At 48.4% G+C, this 18254-nt stretch carries 20 protein-coding genes and 1 riboswitch; of the genes, 13 read left to right on the top strand and 7 right to left on the bottom strand.

Translation table 11 applies throughout. The annotated features are described in order from the left end of the window. Positions 1-20 precede the first annotated feature (20 nt). The 5 genes from AC1DLI_RS03285 to kduD all read left to right on the top strand — a co-directional run bounded on the left by AC1DLI_RS03285 (position 21) and on the right by kduD (position 3686). On the top strand, positions 21-590 hold the full coding sequence (locus AC1DLI_RS03285) for a histidine phosphatase family protein (protein WP_477599628.1): 570 nt from the start codon (positions 21-23) through the stop codon (positions 588-590). A gap of 138 nt (positions 591-728) precedes the next feature. After that, positions 729-992, top strand: coding sequence for a hypothetical protein (locus AC1DLI_RS03280; protein ID WP_477599626.1), 264 nt, complete (start codon positions 729-731; stop codon positions 990-992). Positions 993-1275: 283 nt separating this feature from the next. After that, positions 1276-2106, top strand: a complete 831-nt coding sequence (gene kduI, locus AC1DLI_RS03275; RefSeq protein ID WP_477599624.1) for a 5-dehydro-4-deoxy-D-glucuronate isomerase — start codon at positions 1276-1278, stop codon at positions 2104-2106. A 25-nt stretch (positions 2107-2131) separates the two neighbouring features. Next, positions 2132-2926 (top strand): DeoR/GlpR family DNA-binding transcription regulator, encoded by a 795-nt coding sequence (locus AC1DLI_RS03270; RefSeq protein WP_477599622.1) that lies wholly within the window; start codon positions 2132-2134, stop codon positions 2924-2926. Positions 2927-2930: 4 nt separating this feature from the next. After that, positions 2931-3686, top strand: a complete 756-nt coding sequence (kduD, locus tag AC1DLI_RS03265) for a 2-dehydro-3-deoxy-D-gluconate 5-dehydrogenase KduD (protein ID WP_477599620.1) — start codon at positions 2931-2933, stop codon at positions 3684-3686. Positions 3687-3857: 171 nt separating this feature from the next. Here the strand turns inward: kduD and AC1DLI_RS03260 are convergent, their stop codons facing one another. Together AC1DLI_RS03260 and AC1DLI_RS03255 are read right to left on the bottom strand one after the other, a co-directional pair. Further along, positions 3858-4283, bottom strand: a complete 426-nt coding sequence (locus AC1DLI_RS03260; RefSeq protein WP_477599618.1) for a hypothetical protein — start codon at positions 4281-4283, stop codon at positions 3858-3860. A 5-nt stretch (positions 4284-4288) separates the two neighbouring features. Further along, a riboswitch (cyclic di-AMP (ydaO/yuaA leader) is annotated at positions 4289-4449 on the bottom strand. Between the two features lie 173 nt (positions 4450-4622). Beyond that, positions 4623-4943 carry a winged helix-turn-helix transcriptional regulator gene (locus AC1DLI_RS03255; RefSeq protein ID WP_477599616.1) on the bottom strand — a complete coding sequence of 107 codons (321 nt, stop codon included), beginning with the start codon at positions 4941-4943 and terminating at the stop codon, positions 4623-4625. A 147-nt stretch (positions 4944-5090) separates the two neighbouring features. Here AC1DLI_RS03255 and AC1DLI_RS03250 point away from each other — a divergent pair, with 147 nt between their 5' ends. From AC1DLI_RS03250 to AC1DLI_RS03235, 4 genes are all read left to right on the top strand, one after another. Further along, on the top strand, positions 5091-5855 hold the full coding sequence (locus tag AC1DLI_RS03250; RefSeq protein WP_477599614.1) for a DODA-type extradiol aromatic ring-opening family dioxygenase: 765 nt from the start codon (positions 5091-5093) through the stop codon (positions 5853-5855). A gap of 31 nt (positions 5856-5886) precedes the next feature. After that, on the top strand, positions 5887-6633 hold the full coding sequence (locus tag AC1DLI_RS03245) for a GTP cyclohydrolase II (protein WP_477599612.1): 747 nt from the start codon (positions 5887-5889) through the stop codon (positions 6631-6633). Positions 6634-6766: 133 nt separating this feature from the next. After that, positions 6767-7777, top strand: a complete 1011-nt coding sequence (locus tag AC1DLI_RS03240; protein WP_477599610.1) for a hypothetical protein — start codon at positions 6767-6769, stop codon at positions 7775-7777. A 93-nt stretch (positions 7778-7870) separates the two neighbouring features. Then, positions 7871-8833, top strand: a complete 963-nt coding sequence (locus AC1DLI_RS03235) for an aldolase catalytic domain-containing protein (protein WP_308997045.1) — start codon at positions 7871-7873, stop codon at positions 8831-8833. 73 nt (positions 8834-8906) lie between these two features. On the opposite strand, the gene AC1DLI_RS03230 is transcribed toward AC1DLI_RS03235, so the two are convergent. Then, positions 8907-9209, bottom strand: coding sequence for a hypothetical protein (locus tag AC1DLI_RS03230; RefSeq protein WP_477599608.1), 303 nt, complete (start codon positions 9207-9209; stop codon positions 8907-8909). 152 nt (positions 9210-9361) lie between these two features. On the opposite strand from AC1DLI_RS03230, the gene AC1DLI_RS03225 reads away from it, so the two are divergent. Continuing rightward, the gene (locus AC1DLI_RS03225) at positions 9362-10693 is read left to right on the top strand and encodes a VWA domain-containing protein (RefSeq protein WP_477599606.1); all 1332 of its coding nucleotides are present in this window, start codon (positions 9362-9364) and stop codon (positions 10691-10693) included. Between the two features lie 66 nt (positions 10694-10759). On the opposite strand, the gene AC1DLI_RS03220 is transcribed toward AC1DLI_RS03225, so the two are convergent. Next, entirely contained in the window at positions 10760-12139 is a 1380-nt protein-coding gene (locus AC1DLI_RS03220) for a Glu/Leu/Phe/Val family dehydrogenase (protein ID WP_477599604.1), read from the bottom strand. Between the two features lie 127 nt (positions 12140-12266). Here AC1DLI_RS03220 and AC1DLI_RS03215 point away from each other — a divergent pair, with 127 nt between their 5' ends. Next, positions 12267-12488, top strand: coding sequence for a hypothetical protein (locus tag AC1DLI_RS03215; RefSeq protein WP_477599602.1), 222 nt, complete (start codon positions 12267-12269; stop codon positions 12486-12488). Between the two features lie 1181 nt (positions 12489-13669). Here the strand turns inward: AC1DLI_RS03215 and AC1DLI_RS03210 are convergent. Next, a complete protein-coding gene (locus tag AC1DLI_RS03210) occupies positions 13670-14959 on the bottom strand; it encodes a glycoside hydrolase family 27 protein (protein ID WP_477599600.1) in 1290 nt (429 codons plus the stop codon). A 109-nt stretch (positions 14960-15068) separates the two neighbouring features. Further along, positions 15069-15953 carry an AraC family transcriptional regulator gene (locus AC1DLI_RS03205; protein WP_477599598.1) on the bottom strand — a complete coding sequence of 295 codons (885 nt, stop codon included), beginning with the start codon at positions 15951-15953 and terminating at the stop codon, positions 15069-15071. Positions 15954-16013: 60 nt separating this feature from the next. On the opposite strand from AC1DLI_RS03205, the gene AC1DLI_RS03200 reads away from it, so the two are divergent. After that, positions 16014-16433, top strand: a complete 420-nt coding sequence (locus AC1DLI_RS03200) for a gamma-glutamylcyclotransferase family protein (protein ID WP_477599596.1) — start codon at positions 16014-16016, stop codon at positions 16431-16433. 68 nt (positions 16434-16501) lie between these two features. Here the strand turns inward: AC1DLI_RS03200 and AC1DLI_RS03195 are convergent, their stop codons facing one another. Next, the gene (locus tag AC1DLI_RS03195; RefSeq protein ID WP_477599594.1) at positions 16502-16651 is read right to left on the bottom strand and encodes a hypothetical protein; all 150 of its coding nucleotides are present in this window, start codon (positions 16649-16651) and stop codon (positions 16502-16504) included. A gap of 171 nt (positions 16652-16822) precedes the next feature. Between AC1DLI_RS03195 and AC1DLI_RS03190 the strand changes: the two genes are divergently transcribed. After that, the gene (locus tag AC1DLI_RS03190; RefSeq protein ID WP_477599592.1) at positions 16823-18232 is read left to right on the top strand and encodes a copper resistance D family protein; all 1410 of its coding nucleotides are present in this window, start codon (positions 16823-16825) and stop codon (positions 18230-18232) included. The last annotated feature ends 22 nt before the right edge of the window (positions 18233-18254 follow it).

Genomic DNA, 18254 nt, shown 5'->3' with positions numbered 1-18254 from the left:
AGGGGGAAACAAGCAAGCTAATGACAAATCTCTATTTGGTGCGGCATGCGCACTCCGTCTATACGCCGGAAGAATTAACGAGGCCTTTATCGGAGCAGGGTTTAAATGATGCAAAAATAATAACAGACACGCTGATCGGAATGAATATCGACTACGTTATTTCCAGTCCCTATAGACGAGCGATTCAGACCGTGGAAGGCATTGCAGCATACATTGGCGGAGCTATCGTTATTGAGGATGATTTTAAGGAGCGGCTGCTTTCGGGCCAACCTGTGGAGGATTTTCAGGCTGTTATCGAGAAAGTTTGGGAGGAAAGCAGCTTTGCATGGGAGGGCGGAGAGTCGAATGCGATTGCTCAGAAACGCGGAACGGAAGCAGTCATGCAGGTGCTCAAAAAACATCCTAACAAAAATATCGTATTCGGCACGCACGGGAATCTGCTGGCATTAATCCTGAATGCTTTTGATAAAAGCTATGGATTCGATTTCTGGAAACAGCTCGATATGCCGGATATTTATAAGCTGGCTTTCGAAGGCGCCGATCTAAAATCGGTTAGCAGGGTTTGGAGCAGAATCAACCAGCCGCGGTAACGCTATGCATTTCATGCTAAAATAGCGATGCTCATCATAGGGGGTGACAGAGATGTTCGATCCAAAGGTCTTCTTCTATTAGTTATATCGGTATAGTGGCTTGATGCCATAATCTAACCCGGTATAACGGGGATGAAGATGTTTATTCAGGAAGAAATCACGTTGTGGGAAAATGAGCAAAACGTTAAGCCTGTTTTTGCGAAGAAGCACTACGACCCAAGAAGAAGCAAGACCCGGGAATACCGGAAGGGCATAAAGAGCGTTCATTATAACAAAGAATGTACCGAAGCAAGAAGAGATGACAATCGTAAATACAGAGTTCAAATGAAGCGCTTAATGCGCAGCGAGAAATATGAATTATTACATGGCTATCAACATACAGGCGGCCGGATTACTTGGTAAGCTGCAGCTTGGATAGGGAGAAGGAGGAGACCAATGTCTCCTCCTTCTTGCGTTTTTAGTACCCGGTATGAGCTCTTCAAGAAAGAGTGGATCGATAAATGGAAGGTAGAAGCGGAGCGGGATGATCGTTCTGGAGAAACGAGTGTTCACCTTTGCAGTCCGATTCATAAAAGTACTTTTTATGTTCGTAAATGTGTGATATTATAAAAACGAACATTAACAAACGTAGGCGTGGTTTGCAGAGCAAGCTATGCGCCAAAAAACTTTAGGAGGCTTTTATCCAATGGAAGTACGCCATACAACAAACCCTACCGATGTGAAGCAATATGATACGGAACGTCTGCGCAGCGAGTTTTTGATCGAGAGCCTGTTCGTACAGGATCAAATCAAGATGACATATACCCATTATGACCGCATGGTAGTTGGCGGTGCATTGCCTGTGAACGAAACGCTTGAGCTGGAAGACGCGGCCACGTTGAAAACTGAATATTTCTTGGAGCGCCGCGAGATTGGTTTCCTTAACATTGGCGGACCTGCTTCGATTTCTGTTGACGGAGAAGTTTACGAGCTTAGCAAGCTTGAAGTGCTTTATGTTGGAAAAGGCAAACGCCAAGTTCTGCTGTCCAGCGTTGACAAAGCAAACCCGGCGAAGCTTTATTTCTGCTCCGCGCTGGCGCATGCTGAAATCGCGACACGCAAAATGACGATGGAGGAAGCGAATCCGACACATCTTGGCTCGCAGGAAACTTCAAATGAACGTGTTCTCTACAAATACATTCATGCGGACGGCATTCAAAGCTGCCAGCTTATGCTGGGCGTAACAAGCCTAAAAACGGGAAGCGTTTGGAACACAATGCCTTCTCATGTGCATGATCGGCGCATGGAAGCGTATCTATACTTCGATATGAATGCTGATGCACGCGTTTTTCATATGATGGGCGAGCCTTCGCAAACCAGACATTTGGTTGTGGCGAACGAGCAAGCGATTATTTCACCTCCTTGGTCCATTCACTCCGGCGTCGGAACGAGCAATTATACGTTCTGCTGGTCGATGGCAGGAGAAAACTATACCTTCACAGACATGGACGCGGTACCTGCAAGCGAGCTAAAATAGAAGCAATCGCTACAGGAGGTGCACCATGCTTGCTGCTGAACGGCATCGGAAAATTATTGAGAAACTAGAGCAGCTTGGGGCAGTTAAAGTATCTGAGCTGAGTGAACAGTTTGGCGTCACGGAAAAAACGGTTCGCGAGGATTTGGAGAAGCTCGAGGAGAAGGGACTGCTGAAGCGTACACATGGCGGGGCTGTGGTGGAGCAAGAAGGCGAAGACAGCCTTTACCCGCTGCAATTCCCTAACAGCAAGCATCAACAGGAAAAAGCAGCCATTGCCGCGCTTGCGCTTTCCTGCATCGAGGATAACGATATCATCGCGCTTGATGCGGGCAGCACTACGCTTGAGATGGCGAAGAAGCTTCCCAATATGCCTGTCACCGTGCTTACGAATGATCTGCTCATTATTCGAGAGCTGACCTTAAAGGACCAGGTAAGGCTTGTCATTCCAGGTGGTTATCGCCATAATAACCTGCTTATTGGGGCAGAGTCACAGGAATGGATTAAACGCTTGAATGTCCATAAGCTTTTTTTATCAACGACGGGTATTCATTTGGAATATGGGCTGACGATATTTACGGAAGAATTATCGAAGCTGAAGAAGCTTTATATGGATAACGCGAAAACCGTGTATTGCTTGGCCGACCATAGCAAGTTCGACAAGGGCGCTTTGATTACTTTTGCTGGTCTGGATGAGATTGATTGCATCATTACAGATGATGGCATTGCTCCAGAGGTCGCAGCCAAATATGAGGCGCTTCATATAAAAATGATGAAGGCGCAGCTTCCGGAAAGCGGGAGGCGTACGAGAGGGAGGACTTAAACCGATGGGATTGTTCGATTTAACAGGGAAAACGGCTGTCGTAACAGGTGCCGGCCGCGGCCTTGGAGCAGCGGTAGCACTTGGGTTAGCGGAGGCAGGCGCTGATGTGGCGCTTGTCACCAATAGCACGCCTGCTGACAAGACAGCTGACGCCGTGCGGGCATTAGGACGCAAAGCCATTACGATACAAGCCGATGTTTCTGATCGCGCGAAGCTCGCGGGCATCATTGATCGGACAGTGAACGAGCTGGGACGGATCGATATTTTGGTCAATAACGCGGGCATCATTCGACGTACGCCGGCCGCAGAGCACAGCTATGAGGATTGGCAGGCTGTAATAGATGTTAATTTGAACTCGGTATTTGTGCTGTCTCAGCTTGCAGGCAAGCATATGATCGAGCAGGGCTCAGGCAAAATTATTAATATCGCGTCGATGCTCTCCTATCAGGGCGGCATTAACGTTCCAGGCTACACTTCCAGCAAGCATGCGGTTGCAGGGCTTACCAAAGCGCTTGCAAGCGAATGGGCGAGCAAAGGCTTACAGGTAAACGCGATTGCTCCAGGCTATATGAGCACGGATAATACGGAAGCGCTTCGCGAGGATCCCGTACGCAGCACCCAAATTTTGCAGCGCATTCCAGCTGGACGCTGGGGCTCCTCGGAGGATTTGATTGGGCCGGCAGTCTTTTTAGCTTCTTCGGCTTCTGATTACATGAACGGCCATATTCTCGCCGTTGATGGCGGATGGTTGGTTAGGTAATAAGGCTATAATTGCGTAAAAGGCTCTCCCTATGCAGCTGCGGCTGTAATAAAGGAGGGCCTTTTTGTTGCGAGTGCCGAACGGTTCTCGAAAACTGCTGAAAAAAGTTAGAAAGTCCAGAACGAGAATGACTGTTCTGGACTTTCTATTTGTACAAACCCTTTTAGCTAACTAATCCAAAGAGACATAGGAGACAGAACGTTGACGCAAAACAGATTCTTCATGATCGATGCTGTACGGGGGCGATTCGGCAGATTGGGCTAGCGCATGGTTGACAGCTGTAACGAACAAGTGGAGGGCACGGCCATCCTGATCCGATTTGTCGTATTGATACTGGTCGAGTGGCGGAAGAGGGATGCTGCCGATAAAGCTTTGAAGCAGATCGCTCCATCTGTCTAAGTCAACGGACTCTTCTGTATCGCTGGCAAACAGCTCACTCCAGCCAAAGCCTTGATTGCTCGTTAATCGAAGACATATGCGGTGGCCTGCAGAATCGACGGCGAGAGCAGGAATAACGAAAAGCTCGATTCGGGTGACGGATAAATGAGGAGGCTGTTCCGTGAAATGATGCAGATGATTTGCACAATTTGTCAACATAAATAAATCTCTCCTTTGTTCGCTTACGAGGTTAGCTGTCGGATTCGGGCTAGAGAGAATGCCCTACCAGGGTTACAAATCCCTGGATTCACCCCTTGCGTACGATTGGAATCGTTCGCGTTGGTTCCCCCGCTTTTTCATTCGAAAAATTCAGCGTGAATAATGTACTCTTCATTATACCCCGCAATTGCATATCTGTAAATCTTGTACAATTAAATAGGGATACGTACAAGGTAGCTTGGACAGGCTTTAGAATCCTGTAAAGTAAAAAAAGGAATATCACGAAGCGGCATGTAGTCATCCGCTATCGTGATATTCCTTTTGTCCGGAGCGTTCCCGTTACGCCTCTGCTATCTCTATCCAGTCCTGTGACCATACTTGTATTTCACGGATGATCGGCTCCAGCGCGCGGCCCTTCTCCGTTAATGAATATTCTATGCGAACGGGTATTTCGGGATAAACATGCCTGTCGACAATACCTTCGTTTTCTAAATCCTTGAAACGCTCAGACAATAGTCTTCCGCTGATTGGCAATGCGGATTGGACAGCGCAGAACCGCTGCGGTCCGGACAGAAGCTGGAATATGATTAGGCCGGTCCAACGTCTGCTAATAATGTCCATTCCCCTCTGGAAACGGGGACAAAGGTTAGATTGATTCATGAATATCACCTCTTTTATCTTCCAATAAGTATAACCTCAATATCTTATTTATACAAGCACACCTGAATATTGTTAATTACTTGACTATCATTAGTTATAAAACTATAATTAGTTACAAATAGTAAGTGAAGTTGGGGAGGCACCGCCATGAAACCATTATTTTTAGCACATGGATCACCGATGCTCGCTGTAGAGCAGAATGAATATAGCAAATTTCTTCAACAAACGGGAGCAAGCCTGAAACCGGATGCCATCGTCATTTTTACAGCACATTGGGAGACAGAGACGGTTACCATCTCTTCCAAGGATGATGAATACGAAACGTTATATGATTTCTACGGTTTTCCTGATGAGCTTTACCAGGTTAAATATCCGGCCAAAGGATCCACAAAGGTAGCGGAGTTAGTTGGCCATCTGCTGAGCGAAAATCATATCCGGGTAGCATATGATACGTCAAGAGGACTCGACCATGGTTCATGGACGATGCTGAAGCATATGTTTCCAAAGGCAGATATTCCGGTCGTACAGGTTTCCGTTAACCCTTATCGCTCAGCGGAGGAGCAGTTCCGAATCGGCGAGGCGCTGCGCGGCTTGAGCGATCAAAATATTTTGCTTATCGGAAGCGGCGTGACCGTTCATAACCTTCGGGCGGTGAAATGGGGACAGAAAGAGCCGGAGAGCTGGGCAGTCGAATTTGACGAGTGGCTAATAGAGAAAATGAATAAGCATGATATAAATTCTCTTTTTCGGTATGAAGAGCTGGCTCCACATGCTAAAATGGCAGTACCTCGCGCAGAGCATTTCGTTCCTTTATATATAGCACTTGGAAGCGGAGATCCGGGTGCGGTCCCGCAGGTTATCTATAGAAGCTATGAATTCGGCACTTTGAGCTACTTATCTATGCGATTTTAATCCTATATCTATTTAGAAAAGGTGAACCAATATGATCAAACCCCATATCGCAGCACTAATAAAAGATAAACTTAAACGCACGCAAGCCGGAAATGACGATATCTACGTCATTGGCCCGGTCAAGCTGCCAGTAGAGCTGGACGGAGAGACAAAAACGTTTCATTGGTACAGCTGGCTTCGCAAGGAAGCCGGCGAGGAAATGTCTCCCGAACAGCTGGTCGAGGATTTGAACCGCTTCTCTTATGCGGATCTCCAGCAATCGAGCGTTCTCGTCTACGGCGATTTTGATAACAATGAAGACGCGCTTATCCGAATGCACAGCATTTGCCATACAGGGGATATCTTCGGAAGCGCAAGATGCGATTGCGGATATCAGTTGAAGCAATCCATGCGTATTATTACCGAGCACGGAACAGGAGCGCTGTTTTATTTGGCCAACCATGAGGGACGCGGAATCGGCTTGTTCAGCAAAGCAATTGCCTATTTGCTGCAGGAGGATGGCCTCGATACGGTTGATGCCAATACTGAGCTTGGCTTCGCGGATGACGCGCGTGATTACAGCGACGCCATTGCCGTACTTAAGCTGCTGCGCGATTTGCCGGTATCGATCATTACCAATAATCCGCGTAAAGTGGACGCACTGCGCAAATCAGGTATGAACGTAGCGGGCAGAGTGCCGCTATGGGGCAATTCCTCAGTCTACAACGAGAAATACATTCAAACGAAAATGAATCGATCGGGTCATTTTGGTCAAGAGCCTCAGACCCTCGTTAAATAGGAAGAAAAAGAAGAACTGTGCTAAGGTTGCTTTCGGTAACCTTGGCACAGTTTTTTTTTCGAAAACATTTTGCGCTGCCGTTACGTCTACTACATAGCAGGTCATAAATCAAATGTAAGGAGAGGATGGATGAATGCAGCAAAAGGATGGTCATACTAGGTTTAACAAATGGCGTGTGATAACTTCTGTTCTAGCCGTTATCGGTTTATTAGCAATGACTGGATGCAGCAAAAGCAACCCTTCTGAATCTGTAAAGCCTGACATCCAAGTGACGGATGACGGCGGAAGCGAGCAAGGAATCCAGGAGGACCAGCAAGCATTGCTTTCCGAGTTTAAGCTTGTGGCGAAGGAAGCGGCTGATGCATCTGCACTTGTCACATATATGGTCGAAAATATGGCAAAGGCTGATCAATCGACGGCCGACACGATGCTGCGCGGCTTGCATGATTATTATGAGACGCATTTGGAAGCTGCACAAAACGACTTTTTTGCTTCGAATGTGCAAGAGGTGCTGACAGCGGAAGCATGGCCGATTTCGAAAGAGAGCGCTGCTGCCATAAAAGATGAAAAGGTGGTAGCTCTTGTGCAAAGAGCCTACGCCGGCGGATATAAATTAGAAACGGTAGAAGGAACGATCTATCCTATCGTTGATTACAGTAATCAGCTGCAGTACAGCAAGTCGCTGTCCGAGCAGATGAATGCTTACGTCCAGTTAATGGCTGAAGAATCGAATACAGCGGCTGCTAAAGACGGCGGACTCGTCATTACATGGGATGAGCTGGCTTCAAGGGCCTTGCTTGCCGAGAAGTTTATCGCAGATTATGCGGATTCTCCTGAACGGGAGGAAGTTCAAACCAAATATGTAAACGGGTATTTAGCGATGTATATCAATGGTTTGCCCAATACCCTTATCTATGATTTGGAGACCTTTAAGCTGCTGGATGAAGTGAAGAGCAGCTACCAAGCGACAATCGCTAAAGCGCCGGAGTCGGCAACGGCCCGAATGACGAAGGAATTTCTGGAGATTCTCACGGAATCCGACGGACAAATCATTCAGCAGAATGATGGCGAATTGACGGAACTGACGGCAATAAAACAGTTTCGCGAGGGATTGGCGAATAAAGCGGAAAAGCTTTTAAAATAGCCATAAAACGACAAAATTATTTTGCGTTCCGGGTCCTTTTCAAGTATGATGAAAAAAAATGAACTCATGTTCAAATTAAAGGAGTATCTACGCATGCAATCAAAAACGAGTCATTGTAAAATTGTTGACTGCACGATCCGCGATGGCGGTCTCGTAAATAACTGGGATTTTAGCGTCGAGTTCGTTCAGCATTTGTACCAAAGCTTGAACGAAGCCGGCGTCGATTATATGGAAATCGGCTACAAAAACTCGCCAAAACTGCTTAAAGGCGCTGAAAGTGCAGGCCCTTGGCGTTTCCTGAACGATGATTTCTTGAAAAAAGTGATCCCGAACAAAGGAAACACAAAGCTTTCCGCACTTGTTGATATCGGCCGTGTCGATGAGAACGACATTTTGCCGCGCAGCGAGAGCATGCTCGACTTGATCCGCGTAGCTTGTTACATCCAAGACGTGGATAAGGCGCTTGAGCTAGTTAAAGTGTTTCATGACCGAGGTTACGAAACAACGATCAACATCATGGCTCTTTCAAACGTAATGGAGAATCAGCTGATTGAAGCTTTCGAACTAATCAACGAGAGCGTGGTTGACGTCGTGTACGTGGTAGACTCTTACGGCAGCTTGAAGCCAAATGACATGAGCTACCTTGTTGAGAAATTCCGTCAGCACCTGCCTAACAAACGCCTGGGCGTTCACGCTCATAACAATCTTCAGCTTGCTTTCGCCAATACGCTGCTTGCTGCAGAAAAAGGCGTTGAGCTGCTTGATGCTTCTGTTTACGGCATGGGCCGCGCTGCGGGTAACTGCAATACGGAGCTGCTTGTAGCTGAGCTTCAAAACACGAAATACAATATTCGCCCCGTACTCGACATGATCGAGAAGTTCATGATTCCTCTTCGCGAGAAGGAAGAATGGGGTTATATCATCCCTTACATGATCACGGGCATTTTGGACGAGCATCCTCGTTCCGCAATGGCGCTTCGTGATTCGGCTGACAAAGACAAAGGCGTAGAGTTCTACGACCGCCTTACGACGCCTGAGATCGCTCACAGCAAATAAAACAATTAAAAAGCTCCGTTAAGTCTCTAATAAGACTTGACGGAGCTTTTTTTGGTTGAACGAGGAACGAGGATTATTGCTCGAGCAGCTCGCCGTCTCCACGTACGGCTGCGGCTTGATGCGGCTCGTTGGGATGGAAATAGCCTTTGCCGCGGAAGGTTTGGCCGGTGCTGGCTACAGCAGTCAGCTCGATTCCGATATCCTCGCTTCGGCCAAACCATGCTAATAGCTCACGGTCGCCAACGCCGTTAATATCGACGTACCACAAACGATCTCCGTATTCGGTCACACGAACGAGCTCGGCTGAGGTGAAGGAAAGCCGTATGGTCTTCTGCTGATAGGTCATCTCAAATGCAAGTAAATCAAAGGTTTCCATGTCGAAGTCCTCCTGTATAGAAAGCTTAATGCAGTCGACCCTAGGACTCGCCGCATGTCTGTTAACGATTGTAATGTTACTTGCCTATTTATGCAACATTACATAGCCAATATTCGTCAGATTAGGAAATACAAAGATAAGGGGTTGAAGGAATGAAAGAGGGTCATTCGTTCAAAAGATTGCCTGGTCAGAGGAAAGGTTTAGTAAGGATGGCATTTGTTCTGCTCGTCATGCTGCTTATGCTCGGCGCGTGCTCTTCCGCCTCAAACGATGCATCAAGAGATGCCTCAAACGCGGGAAACCGGGAAACGTCAAGTAGGGCAAATTCGACAGAAAATTCAGCGCCCAAATCAGAAACCAACTCAGTCGGAGATGAAAGCAAATCCATAAGCGAGGAGCCCATTAGAGAAAAAGAAGGCGGCAAGCGCGGCTATCCGAATCCGGATAGGGATGTGCAAGCTGGACAATTAACCGCAGGCGAATGGGATGATTTAGCGGCATGGGAGAGATTCGGCAATTTGCTTAATTCGCAGGAAGGCGACAGCAGCAAGCGAGTTTGGCAGTTCTGGAATTTTTACAGGCTTGAGGTTGTTGTAACGGCAAATGGAAAAGCAGTGTCCGATGCGAGTGTGGAGCTGTTGGCCGGCGGGCAAACAGTTTGGCAGGCGCGAACGAACACAGAGGGCAAAGCCTTCGTATTTGCAGCGATGTTTGATCGGGATACGGCGAACTTAGGCAGGTATACCGTGAAAGTGCAGTCGGCTCAGGACAGCAAAACGACACAGCAGCTTGAAATTCCTCAGCAGGGCAGCGTCAAGGTTGACTTAGGTAAAGGCGCAAAGCTATCTGATCAGGTTGACATCATGTTTGTCGTAGACACGACCGGATCAATGGAGGATGAACTGAATTATTTGGAGGCAGAGCTTAAGGATGTTGTAAATCGTGTCTCTGACCAGCATGCCAATCAGCTAGGCATTCGAATCAGCGCAAACTTTTACCGGGATCGTTATGATGATTATATTGTAAAACCTTATCCATTCACGACGGATGTCAATAAAGTGACGGATCAGTTCAGCAAGCAAAAGGCAGAGGGCGGCGGTGACTTCCCCGAGGCTGTTGATCAAGCGCTGCGCGATGCGCTGTACGAGCATGAATGGAGCGAGGAAGCACGTGCGCGGCTCCTTTTTTTAGTGCTGGACGCACCGCCTCATGATGAGGAGCAGGTCATTGACGAAATGAAAAAGTTGACCAGCGATGCCGCAAAGCAGGGGATACGGATTATCCCTGTAGCATCGAGCGGGGTAAGCATCGAGACGGAATATTTAATGCGCTTTATGGCGGCGGCCACGGGCGGCACGTATTTGTTTTTGACCGACGACAGCGGTATCGGTAGCGATCATTTAGAGCCGGCTGTTGGGGAGTTTGAGGTAAAGCTGTTAAATGATTTGCTTGTTGAGGTTATTAACCGTTACGTACAGGAGTAAATCGTAAAATAGAGAAGGGCCATTCCCAAGCGGCAAGAGCTGCCGGAGGAATGGCCCTTTAATTCGTCAATAAAGCTTGCCTTGACGGTAAAGCACAGTGGAAAGCTTCAAGACGGCATGATTGTAGCAGTTTTGACGAAGCGGGAACGGATCTCCGAAGAAAGCGGGCAAAATAACGTTTAATGTCTTTTGCATTTTTTCGAAAAGCATCTGATGCACCTGTTCTTCGCTGAAAAATTGAGTCTCTCTGCCCTGGAGCCATTCAAAATAGGACACGATTACGCCGCCTGCATTTGCCAGTATATCCGGAACGATGATCGTCCCCTTAGCGGTCAGGGTCTCATCAGCCTCACCCGTAACGGGCGCATTGGCCCCTTCTACAATGATCCGGGCCTTGACCCGCTCTACATTGCCTTTATGGACCTGCTCCTCCAGCGCGGCAAGGATGAGAACGTCGACATTCAAATAGAGGACGTCCTCACGCCCGAGAATTTGTGCTTTGAGATTAAGCTCGGACAGAGTGGCTTCCGTTGAAGGCAGATCCCCTTGATGCTGAAGCGCATAATCAATCAAGGCGGGAACGGAAAGGCCGTCCGGATTGTATAGCGTCACGTTGCGGTCGCTGACAGCGACTACTCTGTTTTGCAGATAAGAGCACTTGTATGCCTCCAGCGCGGCCACGGAGCCGACGTTGCCGAAGCCCTGTACGGCGATCGCAAGAGGCTTATCGGCATGGGCGAGCGCAGTCTGCACGAATGGGTTCGTACTGCCTGCAAGCCAGCTGCTTTGCGCTTTAAGAAAATCATAAAGCATATAGCGGAAGGTGAAATACACGCCTTTGCCGGTCGCTTCTCTGCGGCCCAGCGATCCACCGTTAATGACACTTTTGCCAGTAAAGCTGCCGAGGTAAGGCTGCCCGGGATGAATGCTTTTGTATTCCGCCATCATCCAGTCCATTTCACGCTCTCCCGTCCCCATATCCGGAGCCGGTATGTCTTTGTCAGGGCCGAGCACGTCGCTGAAGTACTGTACATATTTTTTGCAAATAAGATAAAGCTCTTTGGCAGAATAAGAACGCGGGTTGATGACGACTCCGCCTTTCCCGCCGCCGAAGGGAACCTCGTGCAAAGCGTTTTTCAACGTCATAAGCGCGGCTAGGTTTGTAACCTCCTCCTCACTGACGGATTCATGAAATCGAATGCCGCCCTTATATGGCCCTAGAGTATCGTTATGCTGAATACGATAAGCAGGAATGCGCACGACATTGCCGTTGTCGACGGTTATACGCAAAAAGGCTTTATGTACTTTATTGGGCGTGGAAAGAATGGCGGCGAGTGATAAAAAGGCCTGCTCGCGAGCTTGCTCCTGTAAATTCGGTAAAAAAGTGGGGTCTCCCATTAATGCGTTTAAGGATTGCTGTACGATGGCTCCTGTTTGGCTTGCCATAACTAAACGACCTCCTTCATCTTCAGGAATGAGATGTCTGCCATGCGAATAGACTCGTTTCGCATGTGAATTCTAACTGTAACATATTGGAACGCGTAAACCAAAAGCCGGCGGATTTTAGTCGTCCATGCGAGACGGCTTAAGTGGAGCGATTACTCGCGTGCGGCTTGGCGTCGCTGCATTGGCTGAGGCTTGGCCGCTTATTGAACAGGAAAACCTCTGGTTTTTTAGCGGCGATGCTGCTCAACCGTATATGGAACTGGCTAACCTTCGGCTAATGAGCCGCAATGCTGCTCAACCGCATAACCAACTAGCTAACTTTCGCCTTATTAGCCGCTATGCTGCTTAGCTGATTAATTAACGGGAAACCCTCCCGTTAATGAGCCATAAGGCTGCTCAATCGCATAACCAACTAGCTAACCTTCGGTTTATTAGACGCTATGCTGCTTAGCTGATTAATTAACAGTAACCCTCCTGTTAATGAGTCGTAAGGCTGCTCAATCGCATTACCAACTAGCTAACCTTCGCCTTATTAGCCGCTATGCTGCTTAGCTGATTAATTAACAGTAACCCTCCCGTTAATGAGCCGTAAGGCTGCTCAATCGCATAACTAACTAGCTAACCTTCGGTTTATTAGCCGCAATGCTGCTCAACCGCATAACCAACTAGCTAACTTTCAGTTGATTCGCTGCAATGTTGTTTAGCTGAATATTTAACAGGAAACCCTCCCGTTAATAAGCGTCGATGCTGCTTTTCTAATGAATTAACTGGAATTTCTCCTGCTAATTTCATGATTTATGCGCGCTTATGAAGGAAATGGAGCAATTAACAGGAGTTTTTCCATGTATATGCTGCTTGAGGCGAAGAGAGCTCCATTTAACAGGAGAAATTCCAGTTAAATCTCCGCGGGGGATCGCATACTGTGACTCTACTCCTGGGAAAAGGAGAAAGGCCCTCCCTTGTATGAGAAAATAGCGTATTAACAACAAAAACCGGTTTTAACTCAGGCTAACCTTCGCCTTATTAGCCGCTATGCTGCTCAGCTGAATATTTAACAGGAAACCCTCCCGTTAAAAAGTGGCGATGCTGCTTAACTAGTGAATTAACTGGAATTTCTCCCGCTAATTTCATGATTTATGCGCGATTATGAAGGAAAGGCAGAAATTAGCTGGAGTTTTTTCATGTATTTGCCGTGTGAGGCGAAGAGAGCTCCATTTAACAGGAGAAATTCCAGTTAAAACTCCGCGGGGATCGCATACTGTGACTCTACTCCAGAGAAAAGGAGAAAGGCCCTCCCTTGTAAGAGGAACTAGCGTATAAACAACAATAACCGATTTTAGCTCAGGCTAACCTTCGGTTGTTTGCCATAGTGTTGCTCAGCTGCTTAATACAACATGCCACAAAAAAAAGCCCCTCTTAAACGAGGTACTAGCGTAAACACAAAAACAACCGATTAAGCACGCAGCAGCAGCTAACGTGTTTAAAGGGTTGTCGTTAGGGCTTGCAGAAGCAAGCGGTATTCATAAATAGTTAAGTTAGTTTTAGAAGCAGCGAGCTGTGTGGCGGCAGCGAGAACGAAAGCTCGTTCAAACTTCCTAGATCCTTACGCTCCCAAAGGCTGCGAACCTGCGGCGCATCGGTCAGGCCAAGCTGCTCCAAGGTAACTGTAACCGTATCTTCCTGCTCGCCGGCATTAAATAAAGCGACGTAGTTTACTCCCGTTTCATCTTGAGCAACCCATGCTATGCGCTCCTGTTCACGGTACAGCTGGCGGGCACCAAGGCCATTGCGATGCAGAGACAGCACCTCTTCATTTGTAAGAAGAGACAATGTCCATTCGTCATTATCCCGCATTTCCCCGCCGAACATGAGGGGTGATCTGAAAATCGCCCAAAGCGACATCATCGTAACCTGCTCGTCCCGCGTAAATCTTGTCCAGCGATCGCTGCCCCCGCCATCAACCGAGCGGATACCGAGATGGCCGAGCGGCAGCATATCGCAATCCGGCCACGCGCCTTCAGCAACATGCGGCGCCCATTTCTCGCAGCGTTCAAACATCTCGTGGAGCAAATGCCATAGATCCCAATAATCATCGGTCATACGCCACATGTTCGCGTGCTCCGCAAGCGCCTCTGCATGCTCCAATGGAGCAGGTCCAGGCGATAGGCTAAGTACCATCGGTCTGCCGCATTGCTCAATGGCATGATGAATGAGCTTAATTTCCTCCAAATGGATACCATAGAGTCTGGAAGCGGCAATATCATCCACTTTGACAAAATCAACACCCCAAGAAGCATACAGATCAAATAGGGAATTGTAATACTGCTGAGCTCCATCCTTGGATGCATCGACGCCGTACATGTCGGTATTCCACGGGCAGATAGAGTTTGGATGAGCGATCTGGCGCGCAGTCGCATTCGAACCAAGGATCTTGGTATCCGCATGAACCGCTTGGCGCGGGATACCCCGCATAATATGAATGCCGAATTTCAGTCCCAGTGAATGAACGTAGTCTGCAAGGGCTTTAAAGCCGCCGCCGTTCGCTGCGGAAGGAAACCGGTTAACAGCGGGCTGCAGCCGGGAATATTCGTCCATTTCAAGCGGCACGAAGGGGCGGTATTGGGAGGAGTTAGCTCCTGGCTCATACCACTGGATGTCAACAACAACATAGTCCCAGCCAAAAGCCTTCAGATGTTCAGCCATGTACGCTGCGTTTCCGCGAACTTCATCTTCTCTCACGCTGGCGCCGTAGCAATCCCAGCTGTTCCAACCCATAGGCGGCGTTGTGGCATATTGATGGTGCTTAGAAGCATTAGTCATTAGATTTCGTCCTCTCATATCGTAATATTGCTCTATACAATAATCGTAAAACGAAACAGCAGTCCGTGACTAGCACAATTTATTGCGATATCATGTAAAATATTGCTCTCTAATCAAACTGCAGTCGATCGATGGAAGGAAGCTCTTTCGCTAAGCGGAAATCAGCCGGTGGAAACCCGACTCGGCTGCGAAATACTTTGCTAAAGTAGCTGCCGCTTGCGTAGCCAACGGCGTATGCGATCTCCTCGACAGACAGGCTGCTGCTTCGGAGCAGCTGAACCGCCTTCTCGATTCGGAGCTTCGTGACATAATCCATTGGGGAGATGCCTGTTGTCTTGGTGAACATTCGCGTAAAATAATACTTAGACAGTCCGGCGGCGGATGCAACATCATCCAGGCTTTGCAATCGATGAAATTCCGCCTCCATATAGGCGGCCGCCTGCTTGATTTGCTGCGGCCAATTCGCTTTTTCTTGCTGCTGAAGGGTGCTCGATTGGAGAAGTTCCATCATTAAGCGGTAAATATGCGCCGATGCTTGAAAGCTGTTCTGTATGCGGTTGCTCCTGGCTTCCGTATATAAACCCTTTAGGGTGTGGACAACCGCGCTTGAGGGCTCAAAGCTCGGCGTGACGCCAACGGCTTGGATCAGCTCTGCCCAAAGCTTTTGCAAATGCTGCTGACGAAATAATACGAAATAAAACGACCAGTGGTCGCTTGAACGGGGCAAGCAATAGTGATGGTCTCCGGGGATTTCTGCCAAAAAGGCGGTTCCGGCATGGATCTCGTGCGTTTCTCCGCCAAGCCTGAATTGTCCAAAACCCGATACGGCATATTGGAACAAATAGAGCGGCCCGTCAATTCGTTTCATACCGTCCCAATAGTAATCGGACTCCCTCACTTCTTGATAGCCCGTAGCAAACAGCTGATAGATCGGGAGCGCGGGCGAATCCTGAAAACGGTAGCCGTATACGCCATATGGCTGCTGGATTACCATGCGATTAAGCACCTCCAAGAAAGCAGGATGGATTAGGGTGAATTTATTATAAGGAAGGGAATGATAGCGATACTTCTGCTAAACGTTTTTATATATGGTACTCTATTACCCGGTCAAAGCAATCATCCCGTCGTTTCAGACTATGTAAAATCATATAGGCCGGGACAAATATCCGGCAGGATCGTGGATTGCGGCGCCTATCCGGCAGCCGTGCGGGACGAAATCGGATTCGGTCGCAATAGTATTATACGCGGTCAATGGATCACCGTCGATAGAGAGGGACTTGCCGCGATGGACAGGCTTGAAGAATTTTACGGAGTAGAAGAACAAAATGATTATGAGCGGATTTGGGTATGTGACGCCGCCGACCGAATGGTCACCGGCTGGACTTACATATGGGAATCGGCCAGGGGCTGTCCAAACGTAGACGAAGATTATTGGCCGGATTATTTCGGGCGCAAAGCAGAGCAAGGCAAATAAATAAAGGCATAGGACCTGTGCTGTGCAAGCGCAGGGACCATGCCTCTATTTATGATGCAAAAGCAAGTCTACTTGCGATCTTCGTGATCTGGCTCATAAGCGATGAGAGCTACATCCGTACCGTAGGTTTCAGTCAATTGCTGCTCCAGCTTGCGAATGGCATCCAGCGCATCACCTTGCCCGCCAAGATCGGCAATCCGATAATCCTTGTATATCACAGGGTTCACTTCCTTTTGCTTTTAGATTTAATTGTAGAATGAACCATAATTCATTCCTCTATACGTATGATCCGGAAAGAAGCGAATTTAGCAGCTCGAATTACGACAATTGTTCTTTTGACAACGGTCTAGTACACTAAAGCAGAATGACATAAGAGGAAGTGACATCAGTTGAGTACTATACAAACTTTCATGGAAAAACGATCCTCCGCTAGGCGGAAAAATGCTCCGATAATTTTCATCCTCGCGCTTCTGCTTTTGGTTACTGGTTCACTTTTGCTAACGTCGCAGCACGCTTTCGCGGAATCGCTGATTAGCATGGATGCACCATCCTTTGACCCGCATGAGCAGGTAGGCCATCAGCATTCCACTGATGCGCATGCCGATGAAGGCATTACCGTTCAGCAGGCATTATTTTTTACAGTTAGGGCGATTTATTATTTCACGTTTATGCTTGCTGCCGGGATGATGCTTTGGTCGATTGCGATTCCGGAGGATTCGAATAACGTACAGCGCAAGCTTATAAATAAATGGGAGGTCTACTCGTTAAGAGGGCTGCTGCTTGCCGTTCTACTTTTCGTATTCGTCCACATCAGCCAGTTATTAAAAGGGTATGAGGACAGCAGTCCGAATGAGTGGCTCCGCATCTTGACAGAAACCGCGACCGGACAATCCTGGCTGGCCCTCATCGTGCTGTCGCTGCTGGGTTTTACTCTGCTGCGTCTGCCGAATTCTTTCAAGATGATATGGGCATTGCTGCTTGCAGCGGCAGAAAGCTTCAACGGTCATGTCAATGCCCTTCCGAGCAATACGCTTGCCATCGTGCTCGACTTTATTCATCTCGTGTGCTCTGCTCTATGGGCAGGCGGATTGCTCCTGCTTTTGATGTTCTGGCGGGCAGACCGCAAGGAGGCAGGGAGATTTGCAGAGCGGTTTATGAGAGCCGCATGGCTGAGCATTCTCCTGCTGACGGCTAGCGGTACCTTAATGGCGGCGCTGCTGCTGCCCTCATGGCGGTATTTATTTTATACGGGCTGGGGCGCCATGCTATTGGCGAAGGCCGCCTTGGTGCTGCTGATTGCATGCGCAGGCTTCCTGCTGCGGAAGCGAGTCAAGCAGCAAAAACTGCCCAGCGGCAAGCTGCTGAAATGGGACGGGCTGATGATGGCTGCGGTGCTGGTCTTGGTGAGTATCTTCACTTATGTGAGTCCTATTCCTGACTCGGAGCCTTTCTCCTACCATAAAATGGGCGAAAAGCTGCATTATACGATGAAAATCACGCCAAACGGACCGGGACCTAATCGGATTACGTTGAAGATTTGGCTGCCGGAGCAGCTTGGCGCGCCGGCTTCCGTACGGCTTTTGCTTCGGTCTGTAGACCATCCAAAAGAGAATCCGATCGAAGCCCCTCTTCAAAGCGACAGCGGCGAAGGGGATATGGCCTTCCCCGGCTTTACCGAAACGGATTATGAATCAAGCAAGGTGGATCTGCCAACGCGGGGCGCATGGGAGGCGGAGCTGTTTATAAAGGACAAGTCCGGAGCGGAAACTTGGCAGCTGATCGAATTCCGCAATGATTAATGGAAATGAAGGGGGAACGAGC

The organism is Paenibacillus sp. 01T443, from assembly GCF_056398325.1.
Note: the sequence above shows the minus strand (reverse complement) of the source record. Positions and strands in the feature narration are given on the sequence as shown.